This is a genomic window from Campylobacter sp. CN_NE2, from assembly GCF_027797465.1.
Taxonomy (GTDB): Bacteria; Campylobacterota; Campylobacteria; order Campylobacterales; family Campylobacteraceae; genus Campylobacter_B.
Window position 1 is genome coordinate 776408 of record NZ_CP115608.1, and the last position, 22444, is coordinate 798851.

Annotated in this window: 23 protein-coding genes; 8 read left to right on the top strand and 15 right to left on the bottom strand. The window is 37.3% G+C overall.

The window, feature by feature from the left end:
- Nucleotides 1–111: 111 nt before the first annotated feature.
- From PF028_RS03780 to PF028_RS03795, 4 genes are all read left to right on the top strand, one after another.
- Nucleotides 112–1236 carry a bifunctional 2-C-methyl-D-erythritol 4-phosphate cytidylyltransferase/2-C-methyl-D-erythritol 2,4-cyclodiphosphate synthase gene (locus PF028_RS03780; protein ID WP_270860026.1) on the top strand — a complete coding sequence of 375 codons (1125 nt, stop codon included), beginning with the start codon at nucleotides 112–114 and terminating at the stop codon, nucleotides 1234–1236.
- A complete protein-coding gene (locus PF028_RS03785; RefSeq protein ID WP_270860027.1) occupies nucleotides 1224–2117 on the top strand; it encodes a response regulator in 894 nt (297 codons plus the stop codon). The genes PF028_RS03780 and PF028_RS03785 overlap by 13 nt, the downstream gene beginning before the upstream one ends.
- Nucleotides 2095–3273, top strand: coding sequence for a sulfate adenylyltransferase (locus PF028_RS03790; RefSeq protein ID WP_270860028.1), 1179 nt, complete (start codon nucleotides 2095–2097; stop codon nucleotides 3271–3273). The genes PF028_RS03785 and PF028_RS03790 overlap by 23 nt, the downstream gene beginning before the upstream one ends.
- Nucleotides 3274–3608: 335 nt before the next feature.
- Entirely contained in the window at nucleotides 3609–4139 is a 531-nt protein-coding gene (locus PF028_RS03795) for a phosphatidylglycerophosphatase A family protein (protein WP_270860030.1), read from the top strand.
- A gap of 21 nt (nucleotides 4140–4160) precedes the next feature.
- Here PF028_RS03795 and uvrB read toward each other — a convergent pair whose 3' ends face one another.
- Nucleotides 4161–6137: an excinuclease ABC subunit UvrB gene (gene uvrB / locus PF028_RS03800; protein WP_270860031.1), complete on the bottom strand. Its 1977-nt coding sequence runs from the start codon at nucleotides 6135–6137 to the stop codon at nucleotides 4161–4163.
- A gap of 66 nt (nucleotides 6138–6203) precedes the next feature.
- Between uvrB and PF028_RS03805 the strand changes: the two genes are divergently transcribed.
- Genes PF028_RS03805 through PF028_RS03815 form a run of 3 tightly spaced genes read left to right on the top strand, consistent with a single transcriptional unit; the run spans nucleotide 6204 to nucleotide 7122 of the window.
- Nucleotides 6204–6434, top strand: a complete 231-nt coding sequence (locus PF028_RS03805; protein ID WP_270860032.1) for a hypothetical protein — start codon at nucleotides 6204–6206, stop codon at nucleotides 6432–6434.
- Complete coding sequence (locus PF028_RS03810; RefSeq protein WP_270860033.1) at nucleotides 6434–6682, top strand: hypothetical protein; 249 nt, start codon at nucleotides 6434–6436, stop codon at nucleotides 6680–6682. The genes PF028_RS03805 and PF028_RS03810 overlap by 1 nt, the downstream gene beginning before the upstream one ends.
- Nucleotides 6679–7122, top strand: a complete 444-nt coding sequence (locus PF028_RS03815) for a hypothetical protein (RefSeq protein ID WP_270860034.1) — start codon at nucleotides 6679–6681, stop codon at nucleotides 7120–7122. The genes PF028_RS03810 and PF028_RS03815 overlap by 4 nt, the downstream gene beginning before the upstream one ends.
- Before the next feature lie 54 nt (nucleotides 7123–7176).
- Here the strand turns inward: PF028_RS03815 and PF028_RS03820 are convergent, their stop codons facing one another.
- The 14 genes from PF028_RS03820 to PF028_RS03885 all read right to left on the bottom strand — a co-directional run bounded on the left by PF028_RS03820 (nucleotide 7177) and on the right by PF028_RS03885 (nucleotide 20586).
- Nucleotides 7177–8607: a multiheme c-type cytochrome gene (locus tag PF028_RS03820; protein ID WP_270860035.1), complete on the bottom strand. Its 1431-nt coding sequence runs from the start codon at nucleotides 8605–8607 to the stop codon at nucleotides 7177–7179.
- The gene (locus tag PF028_RS03825; RefSeq protein ID WP_270860036.1) at nucleotides 8595–10433 is read right to left on the bottom strand and encodes a multiheme c-type cytochrome; all 1839 of its coding nucleotides are present in this window, start codon (nucleotides 10431–10433) and stop codon (nucleotides 8595–8597) included. The genes PF028_RS03820 and PF028_RS03825 overlap by 13 nt, the downstream gene beginning before the upstream one ends.
- Entirely contained in the window at nucleotides 10420–10749 is a 330-nt protein-coding gene (locus PF028_RS03830) for a hypothetical protein (protein WP_270860037.1), read from the bottom strand. Before PF028_RS03830 ends, PF028_RS03825 begins: the two co-directional genes overlap by 14 nt.
- A gap of 9 nt (nucleotides 10750–10758) precedes the next feature.
- Nucleotides 10759–11355, bottom strand: a complete 597-nt coding sequence (locus PF028_RS03835) for a 4Fe-4S dicluster domain-containing protein (protein ID WP_270858623.1) — start codon at nucleotides 11353–11355, stop codon at nucleotides 10759–10761.
- 1 nt (nucleotide 11356) lies between these two features.
- Nucleotides 11357–13615 carry a molybdopterin-containing oxidoreductase family protein gene (locus PF028_RS03840; protein ID WP_270860038.1) on the bottom strand — a complete coding sequence of 753 codons (2259 nt, stop codon included), beginning with the start codon at nucleotides 13613–13615 and terminating at the stop codon, nucleotides 11357–11359.
- Nucleotides 13612–14742: an NrfD/PsrC family molybdoenzyme membrane anchor subunit gene (gene nrfD, locus PF028_RS03845; protein WP_270860039.1), complete on the bottom strand. Its 1131-nt coding sequence runs from the start codon at nucleotides 14740–14742 to the stop codon at nucleotides 13612–13614. Before nrfD ends, PF028_RS03840 begins: the two co-directional genes overlap by 4 nt.
- Nucleotides 14739–15284: a molecular chaperone TorD family protein gene (locus PF028_RS03850; RefSeq protein WP_270860040.1), complete on the bottom strand. Its 546-nt coding sequence runs from the start codon at nucleotides 15282–15284 to the stop codon at nucleotides 14739–14741. Before PF028_RS03850 ends, nrfD begins: the two co-directional genes overlap by 4 nt.
- Nucleotides 15274–16200, bottom strand: a complete 927-nt coding sequence (locus PF028_RS03855) for a sulfurtransferase (RefSeq protein WP_270860041.1) — start codon at nucleotides 16198–16200, stop codon at nucleotides 15274–15276. Before PF028_RS03855 ends, PF028_RS03850 begins: the two co-directional genes overlap by 11 nt.
- Nucleotides 16201–16368: 168 nt before the next feature.
- Entirely contained in the window at nucleotides 16369–17145 is a 777-nt protein-coding gene (locus PF028_RS03860; protein ID WP_270860042.1) for an undecaprenyl-diphosphate phosphatase, read from the bottom strand.
- On the bottom strand, nucleotides 17132–17746 hold the full coding sequence (gene thiE / locus PF028_RS03865; RefSeq protein WP_270860043.1) for a thiamine phosphate synthase: 615 nt from the start codon (nucleotides 17744–17746) through the stop codon (nucleotides 17132–17134). The genes PF028_RS03860 and thiE overlap by 14 nt, the downstream gene beginning before the upstream one ends.
- Complete coding sequence (locus tag PF028_RS03870; RefSeq protein WP_270860044.1) at nucleotides 17746–18357, bottom strand: thermonuclease family protein; 612 nt, start codon at nucleotides 18355–18357, stop codon at nucleotides 17746–17748. Before PF028_RS03870 ends, thiE begins: the two co-directional genes overlap by 1 nt.
- Before the next feature lie 64 nt (nucleotides 18358–18421).
- Nucleotides 18422–19144: a basic amino acid ABC transporter substrate-binding protein gene (locus PF028_RS03875; protein ID WP_270860045.1), complete on the bottom strand. Its 723-nt coding sequence runs from the start codon at nucleotides 19142–19144 to the stop codon at nucleotides 18422–18424.
- A 13-nt stretch (nucleotides 19145–19157) separates the two neighbouring features.
- A complete protein-coding gene (locus PF028_RS03880; RefSeq protein ID WP_270860046.1) occupies nucleotides 19158–19886 on the bottom strand; it encodes an amino acid ABC transporter ATP-binding protein in 729 nt (242 codons plus the stop codon).
- Nucleotides 19879–20586 carry an amino acid ABC transporter permease gene (locus tag PF028_RS03885; protein WP_270860047.1) on the bottom strand — a complete coding sequence of 236 codons (708 nt, stop codon included), beginning with the start codon at nucleotides 20584–20586 and terminating at the stop codon, nucleotides 19879–19881. The genes PF028_RS03880 and PF028_RS03885 overlap by 8 nt, the downstream gene beginning before the upstream one ends.
- A gap of 346 nt (nucleotides 20587–20932) precedes the next feature.
- Between PF028_RS03885 and putP the strand changes: the two genes are divergently transcribed.
- Complete coding sequence (putP, locus tag PF028_RS03890) at nucleotides 20933–22429, top strand: sodium/proline symporter PutP (protein ID WP_270860048.1); 1497 nt, start codon at nucleotides 20933–20935, stop codon at nucleotides 22427–22429.
- Nucleotides 22430–22444: the final 15 nt, after the last annotated feature.

The following is a 22444-nucleotide window of genomic DNA, read 5'->3' on the forward strand; positions in this document are numbered from 1 at the left end:
TTTTTATATTAAATTTAAACTTAAAAATTTTAAATTTAGCATTAATTTATGACGATTTTAGTTTTAAAGTGTATAATTTCGTAACATTTTCAAAAATTTTAGGAAAACAAAATGGCTAAAATATCACTCGTTTTACTTGCAGCAGGTAATTCAACTCGCTTTGCTAGCCCCGTAAAAAAGCAGTGGCTACGCATAGGAGACGATCCACTTTGGTTACATGTCGCAAAAGATTTGCAAAAAAAAGCAAATTTCGCAAAAATCATAATCGTCGCAAATGAAGCAGATTTAGACTATATGCGTAAATTTAGCGATGAATTTGAATTTGCAGTTGGTGGTGATTTACGCCAAATTTCGCTTAAAAATGCGCTTGAAAAAGTAACTAGCGAATTTGTTTTAGTAAGCGATGTTGCAAGGGCTAAGATTTCATCAAATTTGATAAACTCACTACTTGAAAATTTAGGCAAATTTGACTGCGTAAGCCCATATCTAAGCGTAAATGATACGGCGTATTTGGGCGAAAATGAGATAAAAAGAGATGAGATTAAGCTAATTCAAACTCCACAGCTTTCACGCACAAATTTGTTAAAAAAAGCCTTACAAAGCGAGAAAATTTTCACAGATGATAGCTTAGCTATAAAAAGCATGGGCGGGACTTTGGGCTTTGTAAAAGGCGAAATTTCGGCTGCAAAAATCACGCGAATTTCAGATTTAGCGAATTTTGATTTTACACCTACTTCAAAAGATATTTTTTGCGGAAATGGCTTTGATGTCCATGCCATGCAAAACGGCGAATTTATCACACTTTGTGGTGTGAAAATCCCGTGCGAGTATTCGCTTATAGCTCATAGCGACGGAGATGTGGCGATTCACGCGTTAATTGATGCAATGTGTGGGGCAGCAGGAATCGGCGATATAGGCGAACTTTTCCCTGACACGGACGACGCTTATAAAGGGATTGATTCAAAAATTTTGTTACAAAAAGTAACAGGTAAGATAAATTCTTACGGCTTTGAAATCGTAAATGCCGACATTACAATAATGGCACAAAAACCAAAACTAAGCCCATACAAAGAGCAAATGCGAAAAACTTTGTGCGAAATTTTAGGCACAAAAAAGGTAAATGTCAAAGCGACCACAACCGAAAAACTAGGCTTTGTAGGGCGAAGCGAGGGCATTGCCGTCATAGCAAATGTAAATTTAAAATATTTTGATTGGAAAAAATTATGCGAGTTTTGATAGTCGAAAACGAAATTTATCTAGCCCAAAGTATCGCTAGTAAATTAAGCGAAGAAGGCTATGAGTGCGAAATCGTAAGCAATGTAAAAGACGCTCTAAATACGAAAAATTCAATCGATGCAGTTTTGCTTTCAACTAGTCTAAACGGACAAAATATCTACCCGATTATCGAAAAATTTAAGAATTCGATTATCATTTTGCTCATTTCGTATATCAGCAATGACACAGTTTCAAACCCGATAAAAGCAGGAGCCGATGATTATATACAAAAGCCGTTTATGATTGAAGAATTAGTTCGTAAAATCAAACATTTTAAGGAATTCAAGGCCCTAAAAATAATGAATAAAACCTGTATGGATTATATAAATTCAAATTTCGCAGCCATAAAAACCCCAAATTACGATATAAAAAAGCTTAAATTTCCGCTTGTAATACGCACTGCAAAGCAAATTTATGCCGACGGATTTGTATTTTCTACGATGAAAGAATTTGATAGAAGTTTTGGTATTGTATCTATGGATAACGAAAACGCTTTTGAACTAATAAAAGAAAAAATCAGTATGTCGGCACTTTATCTGCAAAATTTTCAGTTAGTTCCGCCAAGTGAGCGAGAAAAAATTTTTAATCTAATATCGAAAAAAATGGTTATAATCTCGACAACAGATTTAACAGACACATTTCCTTTTGAAACGCTAAACATCGCTTCTAGCGAAGCCGATTTTGGTCTAAAAGAGATAATGAGCGTTGATGGTTATATCAAATTTGTAATATCGACATACCAAAATGTCCTTCCTGATACCGAGCTATCGCAAAAGCTTGGTATGACACGAAAATCACTATGGGAAAAGAGAAAAAAATATGGTATCGCAAGAAAAAAATAAAATAATCCTAAATCAAGAGATTTTTGGCACACTTTGTCTTATAAAAAACGGTGCTTTGGGGAAATTTACAAAACTGATGAATAAAGAGCAAATTTCGCAAAGCCTAATAGATAATAAATTTCAAAATGAACCAATGCCGTTTGTTTTTATGTTTGCGCCAAATGATGAAATTAGCCAAGAGACGATAAAAAATGCCAAAAAAAATGAGAAAATTCCGCTTTATTTAGGTAAAAAAATCGTAGGCGAAATTATTTGCGAAACTGTTTTTGAGACCAAAGAGTTTGATGATGTTGTTAGTATTTTTGATATTAGTAACCCGAAAAAAATGACAAATAAAATTCACAGCAAACTAGCACTTAGCGGCGAATTTAACATTTTTGAAGATAAATTAGCAAATTCGCTCAAAAACATAAATAATCTTAAAAATACTCTTAATGCTCAAAAAATAACGGCGCTTTTTTTGACCGCAGATCCGCTTCACAGGGTCCATGAAAGGCTTATTAGACTAACGATAGACAAAGCTGATTTTGTAATTATTTTTCTCATACGAAGTCAAAAAACAGATAAACTCCCTTATGAACTTCGCCAAAAAACGCTTGAATATTTTGTAAAAACATTTTTGCCGACAAATCGCATATCTATCGTCCCGCTTCACAATACGCACATTTTTACTGAACATAAATTCCCTGAACTAGAATGTATCGTCGCCAGAAATTTTGGGGCAAATAAGCTTGTTTTGGGGCAAAACCATGAGCATATCGGAGCGTTTTTTGATTCCAATAAAATTCACACTATTTTAGACAGCTACAAAAATAGTTTCGATATGGAAATTTTAGTAATGCCTGAGTTTGTATATTGTAACGAGTGCAAAACCCTTGTTAGCACCAAAAGCTGTCCGCATGGACCTCATCATCACACAAAATACCACACACAAACGCTAAAAGCACTTTTAAGGCAGGGCATTATGCCGCCGTCAATCTTTATGCGCAAGGAAATTTCAGCTATGATTTTGAGCGAACTTTTTCCAAATCGTTTTGAAAATTTGCAAAAAATTTACAACGACCTTTTCCCAAATAACGGCATCTTGGAAGCACATGATGAAAAAGAATTTTATGAAGAGCTTATGAATTTATATCAAACAAGCTCACTCAAATAAAATTTAAATAATCATAAAATATCAATATAAAAATTTGCGAAGCAAATTTTTATAAAATCAAATTTTGAAAAAGCAAAAGCTTTTTCAAAATTTGCTACTTCTAGCGTGCAGGGGTTGGGGGTTTTTAAGGGGGAAGGGGGCGCTTCGCAAAACAAGTGAAGCGGTGCGAGTGCGAAGCACGAAGCAGGTTTCTTGCGAAGCGTAGCGAAGCAGAGCAAGTCAGCCCACTTCCCCCTTAAAAAATAGTTTAAATTTGCAATAAAAATAAATAGTAAAAATCATTGAAAAATTTAAGTATAATAGCACTTTTGATATTTAAAAATTTAAGGAAATTTATGCAAAAACTTTTTGTAACATTTTTTGGCGTTGGACTTTTAAGGCCGGCTCCCGGCACTTGGGGAAGCATTGCAGGGGCTATTGTCGCACTGCCGATTTTGATATTTTTGGGCGTAAATACGCTTTTTTTGGTTTCTTGTTTGCTTTTTTTAATCTCAATTAGCATTATAAACGAATATGAAAAAAAATGTGGCTCTCATGATAACTCAGAAATCGTCATCGACGAAGTTGCAGGAGTTTGGATAGCTATGTCAATCTCAGGCTCGATAGGCGAGATTTTTTCTTTGAATTTTGCCCCACTTGTGGCGGGATTTAACGGAATTTCATGGCTTGGCGTGATACTTTCGGTTGTATATTTTAGAATTTTTGACATTTGGAAACCATCTATCATCGGCAGAGTCGATAAAAGCGTTAAAGGCGGACTTGGCGTTATGAGCGATGATATACTAGCCGGATTTTTTGCAGGAATCGCCGTTTTAATCACTATTTCGCTAATGATAAAATTTGGAGCTTCAAATTTGATATTTTAAAGCAGATTTTTAAGCCAAAATTTACAAATTTTTTATCTTTGCGATTTCATCACGCAATGCGGCGGCTTTTTCGAATTCCAGCGCAGCAGCGGCTTCTAGCATTTGTTTGCGAAGCTCTTTTATGATTTTGGCGCGTTCAGCGGCTGGCATTTTTTCTAACTTTTTCGCTTTGGTTAAAATTTCTGCGTTATCATCAATTTTTAGGCTTTCTTCTATGTTTCTGGTTGCCGAGTGTGGCGTTATACCGTGAGTTTTGTTATACTCATCTTGAAATTTGCGTCTAGCGGTGGTTATGTCAATCGCTTCTTGCATTGAGCGAGTGATTTTTTTGCAAAACATTACAACCTGCCCGTTTAAATTCCTAGCAGCCCGTCCCATTGTCTGAATTAGGCTAGTTTGCGAACGCAAAAAGCCTTCTTTATCGGCATCAAAAATGGCAATCAAACTAACTTCGGGCAAATCTAGCCCTTCGCGCAATAAATTTATACCGATTAACATATCAAATTCGCCTGATCTTAGCCCACGAATCAGCTCATTTCGCTCTATTGCGTCGATGTCTGAGTGCATATATTTGACCTTGATACCGAGTTCAAGGTAGTATTTGCTAAGCTCTTCTGCCATTTTTTTTGTTAGCACGGTTACTAAAATTCGCTCGTTTCTAGCTATGACCTTTTTTGCCATGTCGTGCAGGATTTCGACTTGATTGTCGCTATCTTTTATGAGAATTTCGGGGTCTAAAAGCCCTGTCGGACGCAAAATTTGCTCCACAACCTTTCTGCCACTTAAATTCACTTCGTATTCATTTGGCGTGGCTGAAACGAATAAAAATTTGCCCTTTTTGCTAATAAATTCATCAAACATCAAAGGGCGGTTATCAAGTGCGGAAGGCAAGCGAAAGCCGTATTCTACGAGCGTTTCTTTGCGACTTCGATCGCCTGCGAACATACCTCGAAACTGCGGCAAAGAAACATGGCTTTCATCGACGATGACTAGGTAGTCTTGTCCCTTGCTTTCGTAGTAATCAAACAGCGAATACGGCGTTTCTCCGGCATTTTGCCCTGTTAAATATCTCGCATAATTTTCGATCCCTTTGCAAATGCCAGTTGCACTCATCATTTCAAGGTCAAATTCCACGCGCTGTTTTAGGCGTTGGGCTTCGACGAGTTTATTTTCATTTTCAAAAAATTTTAATCTCTCACCAAGCTCTTCTTCAATGCCTTTAATCGCCGTTTTTAGGCGATTTTCGCCGACGATAAACTGACTTGTGGGATAAAGGATAAATTTAGCCACACTTTTTGTTTTTTTATTTTCCAAAACATCGAAATGATACATCGCTTCAAGTTCGTCGCCAAAAAATTCTAGCCTTATGGCTTCGTCGTTAAAATACGCCGGATAAATATCAATCGTATCGCCGTTAGCGCGGAAATCGCCACGATCAAAAAAATTATCATTGCGTTTGTAACCCATATCGACGAGTTTGCGAAGTAAAAATTTGCTAGAAAAACTTTGACCAAGTTCTAAATGAAGCACCATGCCTTTGTATTCAGCAGGGTCGCCCAAGCCGTAGTTTGCCGAAACCGAAGCTATCGTAATGACATCGTCAAAACTAAGCAAACTAGCCGTCGCTGAGAGGCGAAGGCGCTCTAACTCGTCATTTATGGAGCTATCTTTTTCGATAAAAAGGTCTTGGCGCGGAATGTAGGCTTCTGGCTGATAATAATCATAATAGCTGATAAAATACTCGACATGATTTTGCGGAAAAAAGCCCTTAAATTCGCTATAAAGTTGCGCTGCAAGGGATTTGTTGTGTGTCATTATGAGAGTTGGAATTTGCAACTTTGCGATGATATTTGCCATGGTAAAGGTTTTTCCACTTCCAGTAACACCGAGTAGCGTTTGATATTTTTCGCCGTTTTTGATTCCTTGCACGATTTTTTCTATCGCGTTTTTTTGATCTGGGCTTGGACTAAATTTGCTTTTGATTTCAAACTTTTTCAAAACTTTCCTTTAAATTTAAGCGTAAATATGTTAGCATAGCAGAATTATATTAAAAAAGGTGTAAAAATGGACGAGATTAGACAAAATTCAGCTTTAAGCCAAAAAGTCGGCGAACTTATCAAAAGATATAGAGACTTGCGACTTCAAAATGAAGAGCTTAGAAACGAATTAGTCGAATTAAAGGCACAAAATGAAGCTTTGTGCATGAATTTAAGCAAACTTGAAGATGGAATTTCAGCGGCAAATTTAAGCGAAAACGATCTACTTCAACAAATCCAAAGCGTTTTGGAAGAGTAATGAAAGAGATAGTCGTTCAATTTACTGGCAAATCTCTCGCTAAAACCTATACTATCAATTTAGAAGATGAATTTGCCAAAATTTTTGAAAAAGATTGGGAACGACTGAGCAAGGGCGAAAAATTTTTAGATGCAGGAGAGCTTTTAGAAGCATATATCCAAAAGAGTTACGAAAATTTTACTTTAATAAAAGAAATTGAAGAATTTGAAAAAGAAACGCAAAAAAGTTGCGGAAAGGAAGAGATATGAAAAAAGGTTTTAGTGTCGGAGGAATAGTTTTTTTAGCTATTATTGCTATTGTTCTTTTTAAAGTAGTTATACCAAAAATCAATTCTGTAAAAGACGGTGCTCTTGGAATAGCCTATGCGCAAGAGTTTGAAACGGCTTTAAAGCAAATCAAAGAGGATTTTTTCCTACGCGGTGAATTTAGAGATCTTCGTTCGATGACGACCGTTAGGCAGTTTGAAGATAGTGTCTTAAATGATAAAATAGAAGTCGGCAAACCGATAAAATTTGGAGTAGGTGTTAAATCAAAAGGAAATATGGAATGGTGTGCCGAAATGATTTTAAAGAAGAATGGTTCCAAATACATAATGGAAACTACAGATATAAATCATAAGAAAGAAATTTGTAAAGAATTCCATAGCATGAGTCTTTATCAAAAACTAAAAACCTTTGAAATGAATTAATCTGAAATTTATAGAATTTGCCTAGTAGCAAATTCTATAAAATATCTTACTATCTTATCTAATTATCATTTTGGCTCTTGTTTTTTTATAAAATAGCGAATTTAGACGGTTTAACTGCTCTTCGCTTAGCGGGGTGGAATTTAAAAATTTGCTTTCTTTGCTTGGTGTAAAAAATTCGCTAATACCACCATAATTTTTGCCTAGTTGCAAAGGATTTTCGTGGCAAAGTTCGCAGTTTTTAGCCTTTTTGCCTATGGTGTGTGGGCTAAATGGAGCAAAAATCTCAAATTTTTTATTCTTTAACGGCGAAATTTGCTTGCCGTCTTTTGAAAAATGAATTAAATTATACTGAAAAATCGGTCTTGAAATTGCGATTTTACCGCTATTTAAATCATTTAGCAAAAGTAAATTTTCAAACCTACTTAGCGAAAAAACAGCGTGATATTTTTTTGTATTTTTATCAAATTCGATTAAATTTTGCCATTTTTTCTCGTCTTTACTCTCATCTTTTATCAAATTTAGCTCATAAAAACTACCTTGCCAGCTCGCATGACAAGCGACGCAAGAAAGCTTGTCATGGTAATTTGCGTGAGCAAAATTTGGTTTTATTTCGTGGCAACTTTCGCAAGATTTTAGCTCAAAATCACTCTGTTTTTTTGCAAAAAATTCGTCAAATTTATCGCTAGAATTTTGCTTGTGTGAAGTGTGGCAAGAAATGCACGAAAAGCCCAAATTCGCGTGAATATCAGGGCTTAACTGATGATAAAAATCTCCGTGAAATTTACTAGGAAAATTTCCGTTAATACCCAATGGTGTGCGAAAATCTTTGTGAGCATCAATTGGAAATTGCCCCGTAAAATCAGCCCCCACAAAGAATTTATTGTGGCAACTTTGACAAACCCCGTTATCAGCCTTTTTTAGCTCGTGCGTTTTGGAGTGCAGGTTTGTCCCGGCAAACTCGTCTTTACCTTGATACTTTCCATTGTCTGCATAATGCGTATGACACGCCATGCAGCCTAGCCCCCTAAATGCGCCGTTTTGACCCTGAACGCTCGTATGGCAATTTAGACATTTTTGAGAGATTATTTCAATGGCAAGTTTTTGCGTATCGTCTAAATTTTCTTTTTGTAAATTTGCAAATTCTAAAATGCTAGCATTTTTATCAATATCAAATGCCTTTAAAATCGTGTTTATTTCGTTTTTGTGCGTAAAGTGATTTGAGTTTTTGTAGGATTTTATATGGCTTTCGTGGCACTCGCCACAAAATTCGCTCATATTTTCATTTGAAGCCGGGTGAGCGATGATTTTAGCGTGATCTGTGCTTAAAATATCGGCTTTTTTTAGATGGCAAGTTTGGCATGAAAAATCGTGGTTTTTTGCGTCAAATTTTTCGATTTTTTCATGGCACTCGGTGCAATTTGCGTTTAAAAAAACGCTAAAAATCACGCAAAAAAGAGCAAATTTGAATAAATTTAATCCATACATTTTGTTAGTCCTTGATTAAATTTATCTTTTGAAAGCTCAAAATTTTCATAAATTTTATCTTCCCATTTGTCGTGGCAAATGACGCATTTGTAGGCATTTACGATTTTTTGGATTTGCGTTTTATTTAAAGCTTTATCATTTTTTGAGGCGTGTTGATTTTGTGTTCCGTTTGCTTCCACAAACGCATCAATCGAATACGAAAAGCCAAATTTAGTTGCATTTGCTTCAAAATACGGGCTAAATTTCAAATTTTCGTTTTCAAATTCCAAATTTCCACGCCCAAAACCAAGTGCAGTAGAGCTAAAATGGCACTCCACGCAGGTTTTTGCAGCCCCCGTCGTATGCGGATCCCAACTAGCCATACTCATAGAGTAAAATTTGCTGACATTTTTATCATACACTGTGCCGATGACTTGACAGCCGGGTGCAAAAGGTGCGATTTTGCCGTCATTTCGCTCTCCAAGTGCAGGGCTTTCAAAACGCAAAAAACTTCGCATTTCTTGCCACTCGCCGCTTTGAAATTCCTTTTTGTGCCAGTTATATTGCGTGGAATCCTTAAAATACTGCTCGTGGCAACCATAACAGCTTGGCATTGTGCGTGAATGACAGGCTTGGCAGGTTAGATTTTCGTGGATTTCGCTTTTGTGATAGGGTAAATTTGATAGCGGCACAATTTCATAGCTTTTGCCGTCCTTTTTGCGATAAATGAGCGTTTTATCGCCGTTTTTTGCGACATTGTAAAGCGGAGAGTTTTTTTTGCGAGTGTAAGCGATTTCATCAAAAATTTGCAAATTTGGATTTAAATTTGCTAGTTTTTTTGCCGTTTCGTTCGGGGTGTCAAATTTAGGCTCATGGCAATCAACACAACTTATATCAACAGCTTCTCGCATATTTTTGTGTGCCTTTAAATCGCCCATAACGCCGTAGCTTGTGTGGCAATCAACGCAATCAAGTCCTGCTTTTTTGTGGTGAATATCAGCTTCAAGCTCGTAAAAATGGCGTCCGTCAGCGAGTGTGTGAGCGCGGTCAAACGGGGCTTTTACGCCTTCGCTTTCAAATTTGCCAAAATACGAAAGCCCGATACGGGCTGAGCGATTATGACATTGAGTGCAGTTTGAGCTTGGAATTTGTGTTGTAAATTTAGTGTGTGAAGCTTTTAAATTTGGCGAATTTTCTAAATTTGCAGTGTTTGAGTTTGACAGGTTTTCTAAATTTACTGAGTTTTCTAAATTTGCCAAATTTACGCCATGACAAGCCACGCAACCACCGCCTTTGGCTAAATCTTTGTTCTCAAAAACTTCTCTTTTTTGATCGATATGACAAGCATTACACGCCCTTTGAAAATGGTTATTAGCTAGGGCTTTTAGCTCAGCCTTGCTTAAATCATGGCTTGTAGATTTTTCTACCCAATCTTCGATTAAATTCGCTCGAATTGGGCTTTGCGACTGCATCGGAGAGATCGAAACTCGTGCTATTTGATTTGCATGGCAAGAGTTACATTTTTTTTTCGCATTTACTAGGCTTGCGGGATTTTTTATCAAATTTAAATGAGCGATTTTTTCGTTATTTGAATTTACGCCATCATGGCAATCTATACAGCTTAAATCATCATGCGACGGGCTTGGGGAAGTGAAATTTTCGTGGCAAGTTAGACATAAATTTGATAAATTTGGCAAATTTGAGTTATGATTTTTAACGCTAGAATTTGCCAAATTTATCAAATTTGAAGCGTTTTGTGAAGCAAATTTGAAATCAAAAAATTCTAAGCCCGTCCAAACGCACAGGCTTAGAATCAAAATCGCTAAAATCCCCTTAGCAACCTTCAAATTGCGCTCCGCCCGTCGGTTTTGGAGCGCTTACTTCGCTTTCATCGGCTTTGGCGCCAAATTCGTCTATCATACCTTCATCGGCTAGGCGTTGAATAACATCATCATAGCTTTCCCATGCTTTTTTGTTGTAAGCGTCTGCTTGGATTGCCTTTTTTGCGTATGCCCTAGCAAGTGTGAGATTGTTTTTTGCCACAGCTTCGCGTGATAAATTTACAAAATGTTCCGCCTGCGCTTTTGAAGTATTGTAGCTTTGCAAATTTTCCGCAAAACCAAAACTGCAAAGTAAAACCATGCTTAAAATTATCTTTTTCATCATTTTCTCCTATGAATTTATCGTCACATAATAAACATTTGGTTCAAGCCCGTCGCTCTCTTTTAAGCGAGTTATACTTGTCGCCTTAGCCAAAATTTGCGAAACATCGCTATTTGGGTCATTTAAATCGCCAAAATTTCGCGATTTGCCCACGCAGGTGGTTACACAAGCCGGAAGCAAACCTTTATCCACTCTTGGGGCGCAAAATGTGCATTTATCGACGCTTTGTTTGTGTTCGTCGTAATATCTGGCGTTGTAAGGACAGGCTACCATACACGCCTTACAGCCTATGCAAAGGGACGGATCGACGATGACGATGCCGTCTTTTTCACGCTTGAAACTAGCTTCTGTCGGGCAAACAGCCACGCATGGGGAATTTTCGCAGTGGTTACAAAGAACAGGCAAGAAATTTAAAATCGGATTTCCTGCATTATCTTCGTTTTCGACTTCAAAAACCCTTGTGCGATACGCTTCTTTGAAAAGCGGCACTTCCCACTCGGTTTTACACGCTACATAACACGCATCGCACCCGATACAGCGATCGCCGATAATCACCATAGCTAGGTTTTTTTCTTTTTTGTGATTTTTATTTATTAGTGAGTTCATCTTACGCCCTTTCAAGTCTAACAAAGCCGTTGTTTAAGCCGCTACAACCACTTACCGGATCAATGTCATTACTACAAAAATAAACATCGCTAATGCCCTTATCAAAGCCGCTCTTCCACTCTTTGCTAACATGCCCAAAGCCGTGGTGGATAAAGACATTTCCCTCAGTTATTCGCTTTGTGATTTTTATATTTTGTGGTTTTGATTTGAGCCCTGTTTTAGCATTTATCATTATGACTTTATCGCCAGTTTTTAAACCTAAATTTGCCGCGTCATTAGGATTTATCCAAATCGGGCTATCATCTTCAAGTTCGAGTAAGAGCTTGTTATTTTGGCTTCTTGCATGTGAGTGTGCTGGACCTCTACCAAAAAGCAGTCTAAGCTCGCCTTCTTTTGGCTGTGGCGGTGCTACCCAAGTAGGTAGCGGTGCGCAGACATCACCGTATTCTTCATACATTTTTTCCATATCTGGGTTGTATAGATGAATTTTGCCCGTGCTAGTAGGGAAGCTTAGTGGCTTACCGCTATTTTGCGGATACGCATCGGCTAAATAATCGCACAAAATGCCGTCTTTTTCAAATTTTTCTTTATCTTCGGGGCTGAGTGAATTTACGAAATTATTTATCGCGTCGCTTGGCGAAATGGTGAAATACTCGTCCATATCAAAGCGTTTGCAAATCCCACGCACTATGTCAAAAACATGCTTAGTATCGTGCAGTGGCTTGATTGCCGCCTTTCTTACAGCCACAAACGGCACATCGTATTTTTGGATATATGGCCCGTCGTCTTTTTCTAAATATGTGCTTTCAGGCAAAACTATATCACAATACGCGCAAAAATCGTTCATCTGCGTATCGATTGCCATTAAAAAATCTAGCTTTTCGATAGATTTCATAACGCCGTTTGCTTCGACTGCCGTGTGTCCTAGCGGATTTGTATCGTAGGTCAGCCACGCTTTTATCGGATATGGCTGTTCGCTTAAAGTCGCGCGATAAATTTCGCCACTTAGCCCTAAATTTGCAGGGTTAAACGGCCACCTAACCCCAACGCCGTCAGCTCTTGGCTCATTTACGGCTGGTGCTTCATCATCTTTTGGGAGCTTAGCTAAATTTATACTTTGATTTACCCAAGTTCCGCCTTTTATGCCGTAATTTCCCATAATCGCATTTAAAATCGCAATCGCTCTTGCTGTTTGTGTGTCGTTTGCGTATCTTGAAAATCTACGCGGTGCGATAGCTAGGACATGTGGGGCAAATTTCGCAAATTCCCACGCTACTTCTTCTATCTCTTCGGCTTTTATACCGCAAATTTCTTCCGCCCATTTTGGGGTGTATTGTTTGACATGACGAGCAAGTTTATCAAAGCCGTAGCAGTATTTATTGATAAATTCCATATTTGCTAGATTATCTCTAATTATGACATGGATTAGCGCTAGTGCTAGTGCCATATCGCACCCCGGTTTTATGCGAAGCCATTTGTGCGCTCTAATCGCACTTTCGCTCTGGCGTGGATCTACATAGACGAGTTTTGCGCCGTTTGCTAGGCCTTCCATAAAATCTCTTGCTTCTCTAACCTGAATCGCTCCTGCCATATTTCTGCCAAATAAAATCATATATTTGGTGTTTGCCATATCGTAGTTTTCATGTCCGCCGATACCGCCACCGCCAAATGTCAAAGACCAGCCAATCGCTCTACTGCCACGACACTCTGAAAATGAAGCATAGCTTACATTTGGAGTGCCAAGTAAGGTGGCAAATTTGTGAAAATAGCTCGAACAGCTTCCATGAGCAAAGGCTGCAATGCTTTTTGCGCCGTATTTGTCGATGATTTTTTCTAAATTTTCATGCACGAAGTCAAACGCTTCGTCCCAGCTGACTTTTTTCCATTTGCCTTCGCCCCGTTTGCCAACTCTAATCATCGGGTATTTTAAGCGATCTGGATCGTAAGTAGAATAAACCCCCGCATTTCCCTTAGCGCAAATCGTGCCGTAATTGTATGGATTTAGCTTGTTTCCTTCGATTTTGTGAATTTTGCCGTCCCTTGTGAAAACATTTACGCCACAATTCCAAAAGCACATTTCGCAGTAATTTGGAGTTTTTACGCCCTCGTCGTATTCTAATAAATTTGAAAGCTCGGGCGAATTTTTGTGCGTTTTTGCCATTAGTGGATTTGGAAGCCCTGTGATACCTGCCGTGCTGGCAACTGCGACACTAGAAGCCATTTTTAGGAAATTTCGTCTTGTTATTTTAAGCTCTCTCATTTTTCACTCTCCAAATTTAAAAATGTTTTTCCAAGTGCGTAAATAAAGAGCATTACGCCAATGCCTGAGATAAAAATAGTGATTTCTGCAAGGCTCGGGTAGTATGAGCCAAACTCTATCTTGCCCAAAATCTCGCTCTCAACCCTCACAAGCTGACCACCCACAATGCCGTCAAACCTAGCAAAAAATACGCCGATAATGGCTAAAATTCCAGCCAAAAATGAAATTTTTAAATTTTGAAATTTAGACAAAATAAGCAAAATCATCGGAAGCAAAATTCCAACTAAAATTTCGAAAAAATAGAAATTAAACGACAAATTTCCGTTTGTAAAAACTTCAAAATTTTTGGCTAGATAGCTTCCGCTTCCATACGATGAAATCACAATGCCCCAAAAATTTATAAATAAAACAGCCAAAAGTATCAAAAACATAAAAATATTCAAATTTCGCAAAATTCGCTCATTTAGGGCTTTTTTGCTTAAATTTACAAAGGCAAAAATCACGCTTATGCCGCAAATCAAAGCTCCAAAAATAAATGAAATAGTAAAGCTTGGCGTATGCCAGATTGGTCTAGCTGAATTTACGGCAAAGACCATTGATAGTGTGCTAAAAGCGACTATTCCCATTATAAATGCGACAATTCCTGCTAGGAAACTTGATTTTTCGTCGCCTTTTAGCATTAAAATTAGCTCGATTATTAAAAGCGGAGTTTCGATAAGATAAAAAGTGCTCATCCACCAAATCGGGCTTTCTACCGCGAAATTAAAGTAATATCGCACGAAGCGCAAAACTTGCAGTTTAAAAGGGCTTCCAAGCTCCCAAAAAATCAGCCAAAATGCCGCTAAAAGCGCGCTAATAGCCAAAAGCTGTAAATGGCGTGAAATTTTAGAAAATGCGTGAAATCCAAAGAGATGATCAGCCGTAGCGATAGTGGCAACTCCTACGCTAATGCCCACAAAAAAGGCATATCCCATAAGCAAAAGCCCAAACGGAATCTCCCTGCTTACACCATAACTAGCTTCTTGTCCGTTGAAAAATACCAATGCAATGCCGATTAGTCCGATACAGCAAAGTGCCAGTGCAACAAAAAGAAGCCTAAAATCCTTGTTTTTAGCGATTGTTGTCATTGTTTGTCCTTTAAATTCGCAATCAAAAACTCAAAAAAACACAAAATAAACTCAAAATGAACTAAATTTGGTAAATTTGCCAAATTTGCTTTTAAATCCCCAATCCACGATAAAAATTTGCAAAATTCATTAAATTTTTGAGTTTCTCCGTTTTCAACTAAAATAGCACAAAATGCAATTAAATTTGATATATGATCGCAGTTTTTTTCTACTTTGTAGCCACAAATTTCATAAAATTTGCAAATTTCATCGTGGTTTTTGCCAAACATTTTTTTATCTAGCCAAATTCCAGCCATTAATGAAGTGCCAAATTTAGCTGAGTTTAGGTCGAAAAAATTTATATAATCACTAATAATCTCATCTAAATTTGGCACTTTTAAATCTTTAAATTTGACATTTGAATTTTCGTCAAAAAACTCGGCAAATTCGCCGTTTGCAAATTCACCGAGTTCAAAGTATCTCTCGCACCAATTCTGCTCCGGAAAAGCAAACAAATCAGCACACAAATCTAGGCAATCAATCAGAGCCCTATTATTTTTCATCGCCTTTTAAAACTTTTCTTTTTGAAAGTTTAGAGTATTCGACCATACTACCTTCATAGTTTTTGACTTTGTCATTTCCCATGATATATTTTGTCGCAAACCAACCACCGCTTGCATGCCAACCAGTGTTGCAATACCAAATTTGCGGTGCCATCGGATCAACTCCTGCGCCTTTATAAACTTCACCAAGCGCATCTTTATCAGTATTTATATAGAAAATTCCGTCATTTTCTTTTGCAATTTTACCAATGAAAATTTGTCCATCAACGCCTTCTAAATGTCCGCCTTTATCGGCTTTTGGGTGAGCTTTTTCGCCGTTATAAAATGCGTCATTTCTAGCATCGATTAACGCCATATTATTTGTAACAACAGCTTCGTCTATTTGATAAACAGAAGCAACTATATCTGTGTTAAATTTAGTAATTTTAAAGTCGCTTTTTTCAGGCGCACTCGCTTCTGTACTAAGTTCGCCACCTGCTTTTTTCCAAGCATCAATACCACCATTTAATATAGCTGTATTTGTAAATCCATAGTATTCAGATACAAATACTGCCAAAGTCGAAAGCGTATAATCAGGAGCCGCTTTTGCGTCGTTGTAGAAAACTACCGCGCTAGTATCTTTGATACCGCTTTTTTGAAATAATCTCTCAACTGTTGTCGGAGAAGCGATAAATCCCGGCATTTCTCCTCTTGCCTCTCTAAAATCAGCTTCTTTCCATGCAATCGCACCTTTAATATGACCTGCTGCATATCCTTCGCCCTCTTGAAGATCGATCAAAACCAAATCTTTATCGGCTAAATTTGCTTTTAACCACTCGACATCAACAACCTTGTTTTGTGGTAAATCCAAAGCAAATAAACAAGAAGTTAAAGCAACCACTGCGCTTAATTTTGTAGCAAATTTTGCAACACTCATTTTTTTCTCCTTTGCATAAAAAAATTTAAGTTATGACTAACTTTCTTTTTTGAATTCTATCATAATTTTTACAAATTTTTATGTGATATGGTTACAATGAGTTCCCTAAAAATGGGCTTTAATAAGAATTTTTATTATTAAATTAATTTAATTTTTTAGCAAAATTTACTATAAAATTACAACCAAAAACAAAATTCCTACGATAATGCGATAAATTCCAAACGGGATAAAGTCAAATTTGCTAACAAAGCTCAAAAACAGCTTGATTGCAATTAGCGCGACCACGAAGGCAACCGCGCCACCAAGCAGAAAAATCCAAATATTTTGCGAATTTTGCGCGAAGGTGTCAAGGTTTTTGTAAGTATCATACAAAGTCGCCGCAAACATCGTAGGAATCGCTAGTAAAAAGCTAAATCGGGCCGCTAAATTTCGGCTAAGCCCACAAAGAAGCCCTGCGATAATGGTCGCTCCCGATCTAGAAGTGCCAGGCACCATAGCAAAACACTGCGAAAGCCCGATTATAAAGGCCTGTTTGTATGAAATTTCGCTGAAATGTTCGCTTTCACTTTTAGGCGGATTTTTCTTGCGAAGTAGCTCGACCACGATAAAAATCACGCCCCAAATGACAAGCATATACGCCGTCGTTGCAGGCGAAAATAGCGATTTTATCGTCTTATACATCAAAAATCCGATGATTGCTGTGGGGAAAAATCCGACCATTAGCTTAACCCAAAGCGAAAAATCTTGTTTTAAGCGTTCAAAAAACATAAAAACTACCGCTAAAATCGAGCCTAGTTGAATTACGACTTCAAAGCATTTTAGCACATCTGTCTGCTCCAAACCCAAAAAATGCGACGCTAAAATCATGTGCCCTGTTGAACTAACAGGTAAAAATTCGGTCAAGCCTTCCACTATGCCTAAAATCACGGCGTCAAATGCGTTCATTTATTATACCTTTTAAATTTGAAATATTTTGCGAAATCGAATTTGGCTTATAAATCGCCTCCACAAGTGCGATAAAATCAGGCTTTAACTCTAAAATTTCGGCTAAATTTTTAGCATTTATACCACCGATAACGCAAAGCGGAATTTGTAAAATCTCTTTTGCTTTTATTATGATTTGCTCTTCGCAAAGTGGTGCGTTTGGTTTTGTATGACTTGATCTCATTGCGCCAAAACCGACATAACTAGCTCCATTATTTTGTGCGAATTTTGCCCGTTCTAAATCGCTATAACAAGTTACGCCGATGATTTTATCAGCCCCCAAAAATTCACGCACATTTTTTATTTCGCCGTCATCTTTGCCGATATGAACGCCATGCGCACCCAGTTTTTTTGCCATTTCCACATTGTCATTGATTATCAAATTTGCGTTAAAATCTTCGCAAAGTGAAATCAACGAAGCAATTATTTTTTCATCTTGAAACGCTGTTTTAGAACGATACTGCACGAATTTTACGCCACTATCTAAAATTTCACGCACTTGCGAAAAAATGGTAGAAATTGGCGTTAGATTATCATCGGTTAATGCGTAAATTTGGCTCATTAATTTATTTCTATCTTTATTTTATTTTCATTTTTTTGTGGTGCTTGTGGCGTTTGTGCTTTTGGCTCTTCTTTTATCTCTTCTTTTTTCTTGGAATTTGGAATTTCACCCAAAATGCACTCTGTAACGCTTTCAAATTTAGCACTAAACATACCTTTTTTGTTTTTAACAGCATCTTCGTAAGCTTCGTGCAAAAGTTTGTGAGCGTTTTTGCTTGGCACGGCAAAGCCCTCTTTGACTAGCACTAAGCGAAAATTCTTTTTATCGGTGCTAATGTCACAACCAAAATGATCTTTGCTTTTTGAAGAGTTAATTTTTATGAAATAATTTCGCCCCGGCTGCAAAATTCGCTCAACCGCACTTTTATGCTCTTTTTCAAATTTTTCAAGCTCTTTTTTATCACTTATACAACTTGGCTTATTTCGTATAGAAATAACGCTTAAATCGCTAAATTCACAAGCGATTTCTCTTATAGGATTGATTTTAAAGGCAAAATATCTGTCGTCAAAAAATTTCGTAAATTGCATAACTTTTTGCAAATTTTTATCGTTTGAAGCACCAAAAGTAGCTCCCAAAAAAATCGCAAAAAATAAAAAAACAAATTTTTTCATAAAAATTTCCTTTAAAAAATGCGTCAAATTCGGTCAAATTTGACCAAATTTAACGCAAAAAAGATTATTTCAAATTATATTTTTCCAAAAGTTTATCGTAAGTGCCGTCTTTTTTGACTTCTTCAAGTGCGGCATTAAATTTAGCGATGACTTCTGGGTATTTGCCTTTATCAAACGCAAATGAAAAGCCTTCGCTGCCGTCTGGTTCAGTAAAAAACTCAGCCAAATCATCGTTTTGTTTTAGGTATTCATAGCCCACAGACGAATCAACGCAAATCGCATCGACTTTGCTATTTTTAAGCGACATAAACAAAATCGTCATATTTTCATTTGTCGTAACATCTAAGCCTTGATCCCTAACTGCGGCTTCTTGAACCGTGCCAAGCTGAGCGGCGACCTTTTTGCCTTTTAGATCGTCTTTTGAATTTATGCTAGAATCAGCTTTTCTTTTCACATATAAATTCTCTGTCGAATAGTAAGCGTCGGTAAAATCAACCGCATTTCTGCGTTCATCAGTCGCACTCATAGCAGAAGCGATAAAGTCGATTTTGCCTGATTTTAACGCAGGAATTAGCCCGTCAAAACTCATATTTAAAATCTCGTATTTTACTTCGGCTCTTTTTGCTAATTCAGCAACTAACTCCATATCAAAGCCCGTAATAGTCGTATTTTCATCGACAAATTCAAACGGCGGATACTCGGCATTTGTGCCAAGAACTAAAACATCTTTTGCGTTTGCAATGCCAAACATTAAAGCAGTCGCAAGTAGAAATTTAAAAAATTTCATTTTTTTCTCCTTATCAATGGTTTAAAACCTTATTTAAAAACTCTTTTAATCTCTCATTTTTTGGTTGGCTAAATACCGAATTTGGCGTATCATCGACGGTTATTTTACCGCCGTCCATAAAGAAAATTCGATTTGCCACATTTTTTGCAAATCCCATTTCATGGGTAACAACTAGCATTGTAATGCCTTCTTTTGCCACCTCTTTCATAATGCCAAGCACTTCGCCTATCATCTCAGGGTCCAATGCAGAAGTCGGCTCGTCAAATAAAATCACTTCCGGATTCATCGCTAATGCCCTTGCAATAGCTATTCTTTGCTTTTGACCACCTGAAAGCTTGTGCGGAAAGGCATCGATTTTATCAAGTAATCCAACTTTTTTTAATAAAACTTTTGCATTTTCTACGGCTTCTTCTTTGCTGCAAAGTCCCGTTTTTACGGGCGCTAGAATTAAATTATCCAAAACGCTTTTATTTGCAAAAAGATTAAAATGCTGAAAAACCATGCTGACTTTTTGGCGAATTTTGTTTATATCAACGCCCTTTTGTAAAATATCTTTTCCGTCAATCTTAATAGTCCCGCCGCTTGGAGTTTCAAGCAAATTTAAACATCTTAAAAATGTGCTTTTTCCGCCACCGCTTGGACCTATGATTGCGACAATATCGCCTTTATTAACCTTAACCGAAATGTCGTTTAAAACCTGCAAATCTCCGTAAAATTTGGTTAAATTTGAAACTTCAATCATGTCTATTTAGCCTTTTTTCTAGCAATTTTGCCAAAAGCGAAAAGAATTTTACACTAGCATAGTAAATGACTGCTGCAAAAAGTATCGGCTGAACAGAATACATCGTAGCTTGCAAACTTTTTGAAAACTGCGTAACATCGATAATGGCAACCATACCCACAACCGAAGTTTCTTTAAAAAGCACGATAAATTCGTTTGCCAAAGCAGGTAAGATATTTTTTATCGCTTGTGGAAAAACGATTTCCTTCATCGAAGTTTTATAATCCAACCCCATAGCTCTTGCTGCTTCCATTTGTCCGTTATCTACGCTGTTTATTCCGCTTCGCACGATTTCGGCGACATAGGCTGAGCTATTTAAGCCAAGTGCGAAAATGGCGGCTATGACATTGTTTTGCCAAGTCGCAAAAATAACAAAAACAAAAATCATAAGTTGTATGACTATCGGCGTTCCGCGGATTATGTCGATATATTCGTCGATGATGAAATTTAGCGGTTTTATGCCTAAAAATTTGATAAATGCCAAAATAAAACCCAAAATAATGCCGATTAAAACACCGCCCAAAGTCAGCGTCAAAGTAGTTCCGTAAGCCTTGACATAAGCTATTTTACGAGCATCATTTAAATTTTCAGGGTAAGTAAAATAAAGCCCAACGCAGATGATAACAATGAAAACAAGAACTTTTAAAACCTTTTCGTTCAATTTTTCAACCTTAAATTTAATCAAGCTAAAAGAATACTAAATTTTTAATATCATTTCGCTTAAAAATTTGCAAAGCAAATTTTTACATAAAAAAATTCGCAAATTCAAAAAGCATTGAAATGCTTTTTGAATTTGCCACTTCTAGCGTGCAGGGTATGGGGGTTGTTAAGGGGGAAAGGGGCGCTTCGCAAGTCAGCCCCTTTCCCCCTTAAAAGAAAAAAATTAAATTTATAAACATTTTGCGTTTCTATGAATATAGTTTTTTCATAAAATTCACAAAGTCAAATTTTATATCTTTTAGTGTAAAATAGCGAGTTTATTTTTTAAATTTACAAAAGGAATTTTTATGAGTGTTTGGACATATATTGCCATTGCTATGTATTTTTTGTTTTTGATTTTTGTGGGGCGTTATTATTACAATAAAAACGCAAATATGAGCGAGTATTTACTTGATAATCGTCGCTTAAATCCGCTTGTAACGGCACTTTCAGCAGGAGCTAGTGATATGAGTGGCTGGATGCTACTTGGGCTTCCTGGTGCGCTTTATGCAACCGGAATTTGTAGCATTTGGATAGCCATTGGGCTTAGTATCGGTGCGTGGTGCAACTACAAATTTTTAGCAAAAAGGCTTCGAATTTACACAGAAGTTGCGAGTGATAGTATCACAATACCTGATTTCCTAGAAAATCGTTTTAAAGACAAAACCAAAGCCCTACGCATAATCTCAGGGCTTTTGATTATGATTTTTTTCACGCTTTATGTTTCAAGCGGTATCATCGCAGGGGGCAAAACATTTGAGAGCTTTTTTGGGCTAAGCTTTACCACAGGGGCAATTGCGACCATTTGTATCGTTGTTTTTTACACATTTTTTGGCGGTTTTAAAGCCGTTTGTATAACAGATGCTTTTCAAGGAACGCTAATGTTTTTAGTTCTTGTGCTAATACCGATTTCTGCGTATTTAGCGCTTGATATTCCTACTGGTAGCTCGTTTGTGGCTGAAATGTCTAAATTTAGCGACCACCACTTCGACCTTTTTTATAACCAAAGCTTTTTAGGCATTTTAGGGCTTATGGCGTGGGGTTTGGGCTACTTTGGTCAGCCACATATCATCGTGCGTTTTATGGCGATTCGCAGTTCAAAAGAGCTAGATCAGGCTAGACGAATCGGCATTTCGTGGATGGTTTTAGGGCTTGTTGGCGCTGTGGCAAGTGGTATGATAGGGTATTTATATTTTAACCAAAAAGGAATTCCGTTAAGCGACCCTGAAAAAGTATTTTTGGAGCTTGGTAAAATTTTCTTTCACCCGTTTGTCGTTGGCGTGATTATTTCGGCTGTTTTGGCTGCCATTATGAGCACCATTTCAAGCCAACTTTTAGTAAGTGCAAGTTCAGTTACAAAAGACTTTATTTTCGCATTTTACAAAAAAGAAGTTAGCCCTAGCACACAAGCCCTTTCTAGCCGTTTGGCTGTCGTCGTCGTGGCGATCGTGGCTAGTTTTTTAGCTTTTATGTCAAATGATACCATTTTAAATGTCGTCGGAAACGCTTGGGCTGGGTTTGGTGCGAGTTTTGGAGCTGTGCTTTTATTTAGTTTGTATTCAAAAAATATGAGCGCACTTTCTGCACTTATCGGTATGCTAGTGGGCGGAATAACCGTCATCGTGTGGATTTTATCAGGGCTTTCAAGCGTAGTTTATGAACTGCTTCCGGGATTTGTTTTCTCAGCCGTTGCGATTTTGCTAGTAAATCGCTACAACGCAGTTTTAAACAAAATGGCAGACGAGCCAAATTCGCAAGTCATAAGTGCCGAATTTGATAAAATGGAAAAACGAAATAACGAATAAATTTGGAGAAAAATT

Excerpts from the sequence above, each read along its gene's own strand:
- PF028_RS03780 (WP_270860026.1), top strand. The coding sequence starts at position 112 with ATGGCTAAAATATCACTCGTTTTACTTGCAGCAGGTAATTCAACTCGC.
- PF028_RS03785 (WP_270860027.1), top strand. The coding sequence starts at position 1,224 with ATGCGAGTTTTGATAGTCGAAAACGAAATTTATCTAGCCCAAAGTATC.
- PF028_RS03790 (WP_270860028.1), top strand. The coding sequence starts at position 2,095 with ATGGTATCGCAAGAAAAAAATAAAATAATCCTAAATCAAGAGATTTTT.
- PF028_RS03795 (WP_270860030.1), top strand. The coding sequence starts at position 3,609 with ATGCAAAAACTTTTTGTAACATTTTTTGGCGTTGGACTTTTAAGGCCG.
- PF028_RS03805 (WP_270860032.1), top strand. The coding sequence starts at position 6,204 with ATGGACGAGATTAGACAAAATTCAGCTTTAAGCCAAAAAGTCGGCGAA.
- PF028_RS03810 (WP_270860033.1), top strand. The coding sequence starts at position 6,434 with ATGAAAGAGATAGTCGTTCAATTTACTGGCAAATCTCTCGCTAAAACC.
- PF028_RS03815 (WP_270860034.1), top strand. The coding sequence starts at position 6,679 with ATGAAAAAAGGTTTTAGTGTCGGAGGAATAGTTTTTTTAGCTATTATT.
- PF028_RS03820 (WP_270860035.1), bottom strand. The coding sequence starts at position 8,607 with ATGTATGGATTAAATTTATTCAAATTTGCTCTTTTTTGCGTGATTTTT.
- PF028_RS03830 (WP_270860037.1), bottom strand. The coding sequence starts at position 10,749 with ATGAAAAAGATAATTTTAAGCATGGTTTTACTTTGCAGTTTTGGTTTT.
- PF028_RS03835 (WP_270858623.1), bottom strand. The coding sequence starts at position 11,355 with ATGAACTCACTAATAAATAAAAATCACAAAAAAGAAAAAAACCTAGCT.
- PF028_RS03840 (WP_270860038.1), bottom strand. The coding sequence starts at position 13,615 with ATGAGAGAGCTTAAAATAACAAGACGAAATTTCCTAAAAATGGCTTCT.
- nrfD (WP_270860039.1), bottom strand. The coding sequence starts at position 14,742 with ATGACAACAATCGCTAAAAACAAGGATTTTAGGCTTCTTTTTGTTGCA.
- PF028_RS03850 (WP_270860040.1), bottom strand. The coding sequence starts at position 15,284 with ATGAAAAATAATAGGGCTCTGATTGATTGCCTAGATTTGTGTGCTGAT.
- PF028_RS03855 (WP_270860041.1), bottom strand. The coding sequence starts at position 16,200 with ATGAGTGTTGCAAAATTTGCTACAAAATTAAGCGCAGTGGTTGCTTTA.
- PF028_RS03860 (WP_270860042.1), bottom strand. The coding sequence starts at position 17,145 with ATGAACGCATTTGACGCCGTGATTTTAGGCATAGTGGAAGGCTTGACC.
- thiE (WP_270860043.1), bottom strand. The coding sequence starts at position 17,746 with ATGAGCCAAATTTACGCATTAACCGATGATAATCTAACGCCAATTTCT.
- PF028_RS03870 (WP_270860044.1), bottom strand. The coding sequence starts at position 18,357 with ATGAAAAAATTTGTTTTTTTATTTTTTGCGATTTTTTTGGGAGCTACT.
- PF028_RS03875 (WP_270860045.1), bottom strand. The coding sequence starts at position 19,144 with ATGAAATTTTTTAAATTTCTACTTGCGACTGCTTTAATGTTTGGCATT.
- PF028_RS03880 (WP_270860046.1), bottom strand. The coding sequence starts at position 19,886 with ATGATTGAAGTTTCAAATTTAACCAAATTTTACGGAGATTTGCAGGTT.
- putP (WP_270860048.1), top strand. The coding sequence starts at position 20,933 with ATGAGTGTTTGGACATATATTGCCATTGCTATGTATTTTTTGTTTTTG.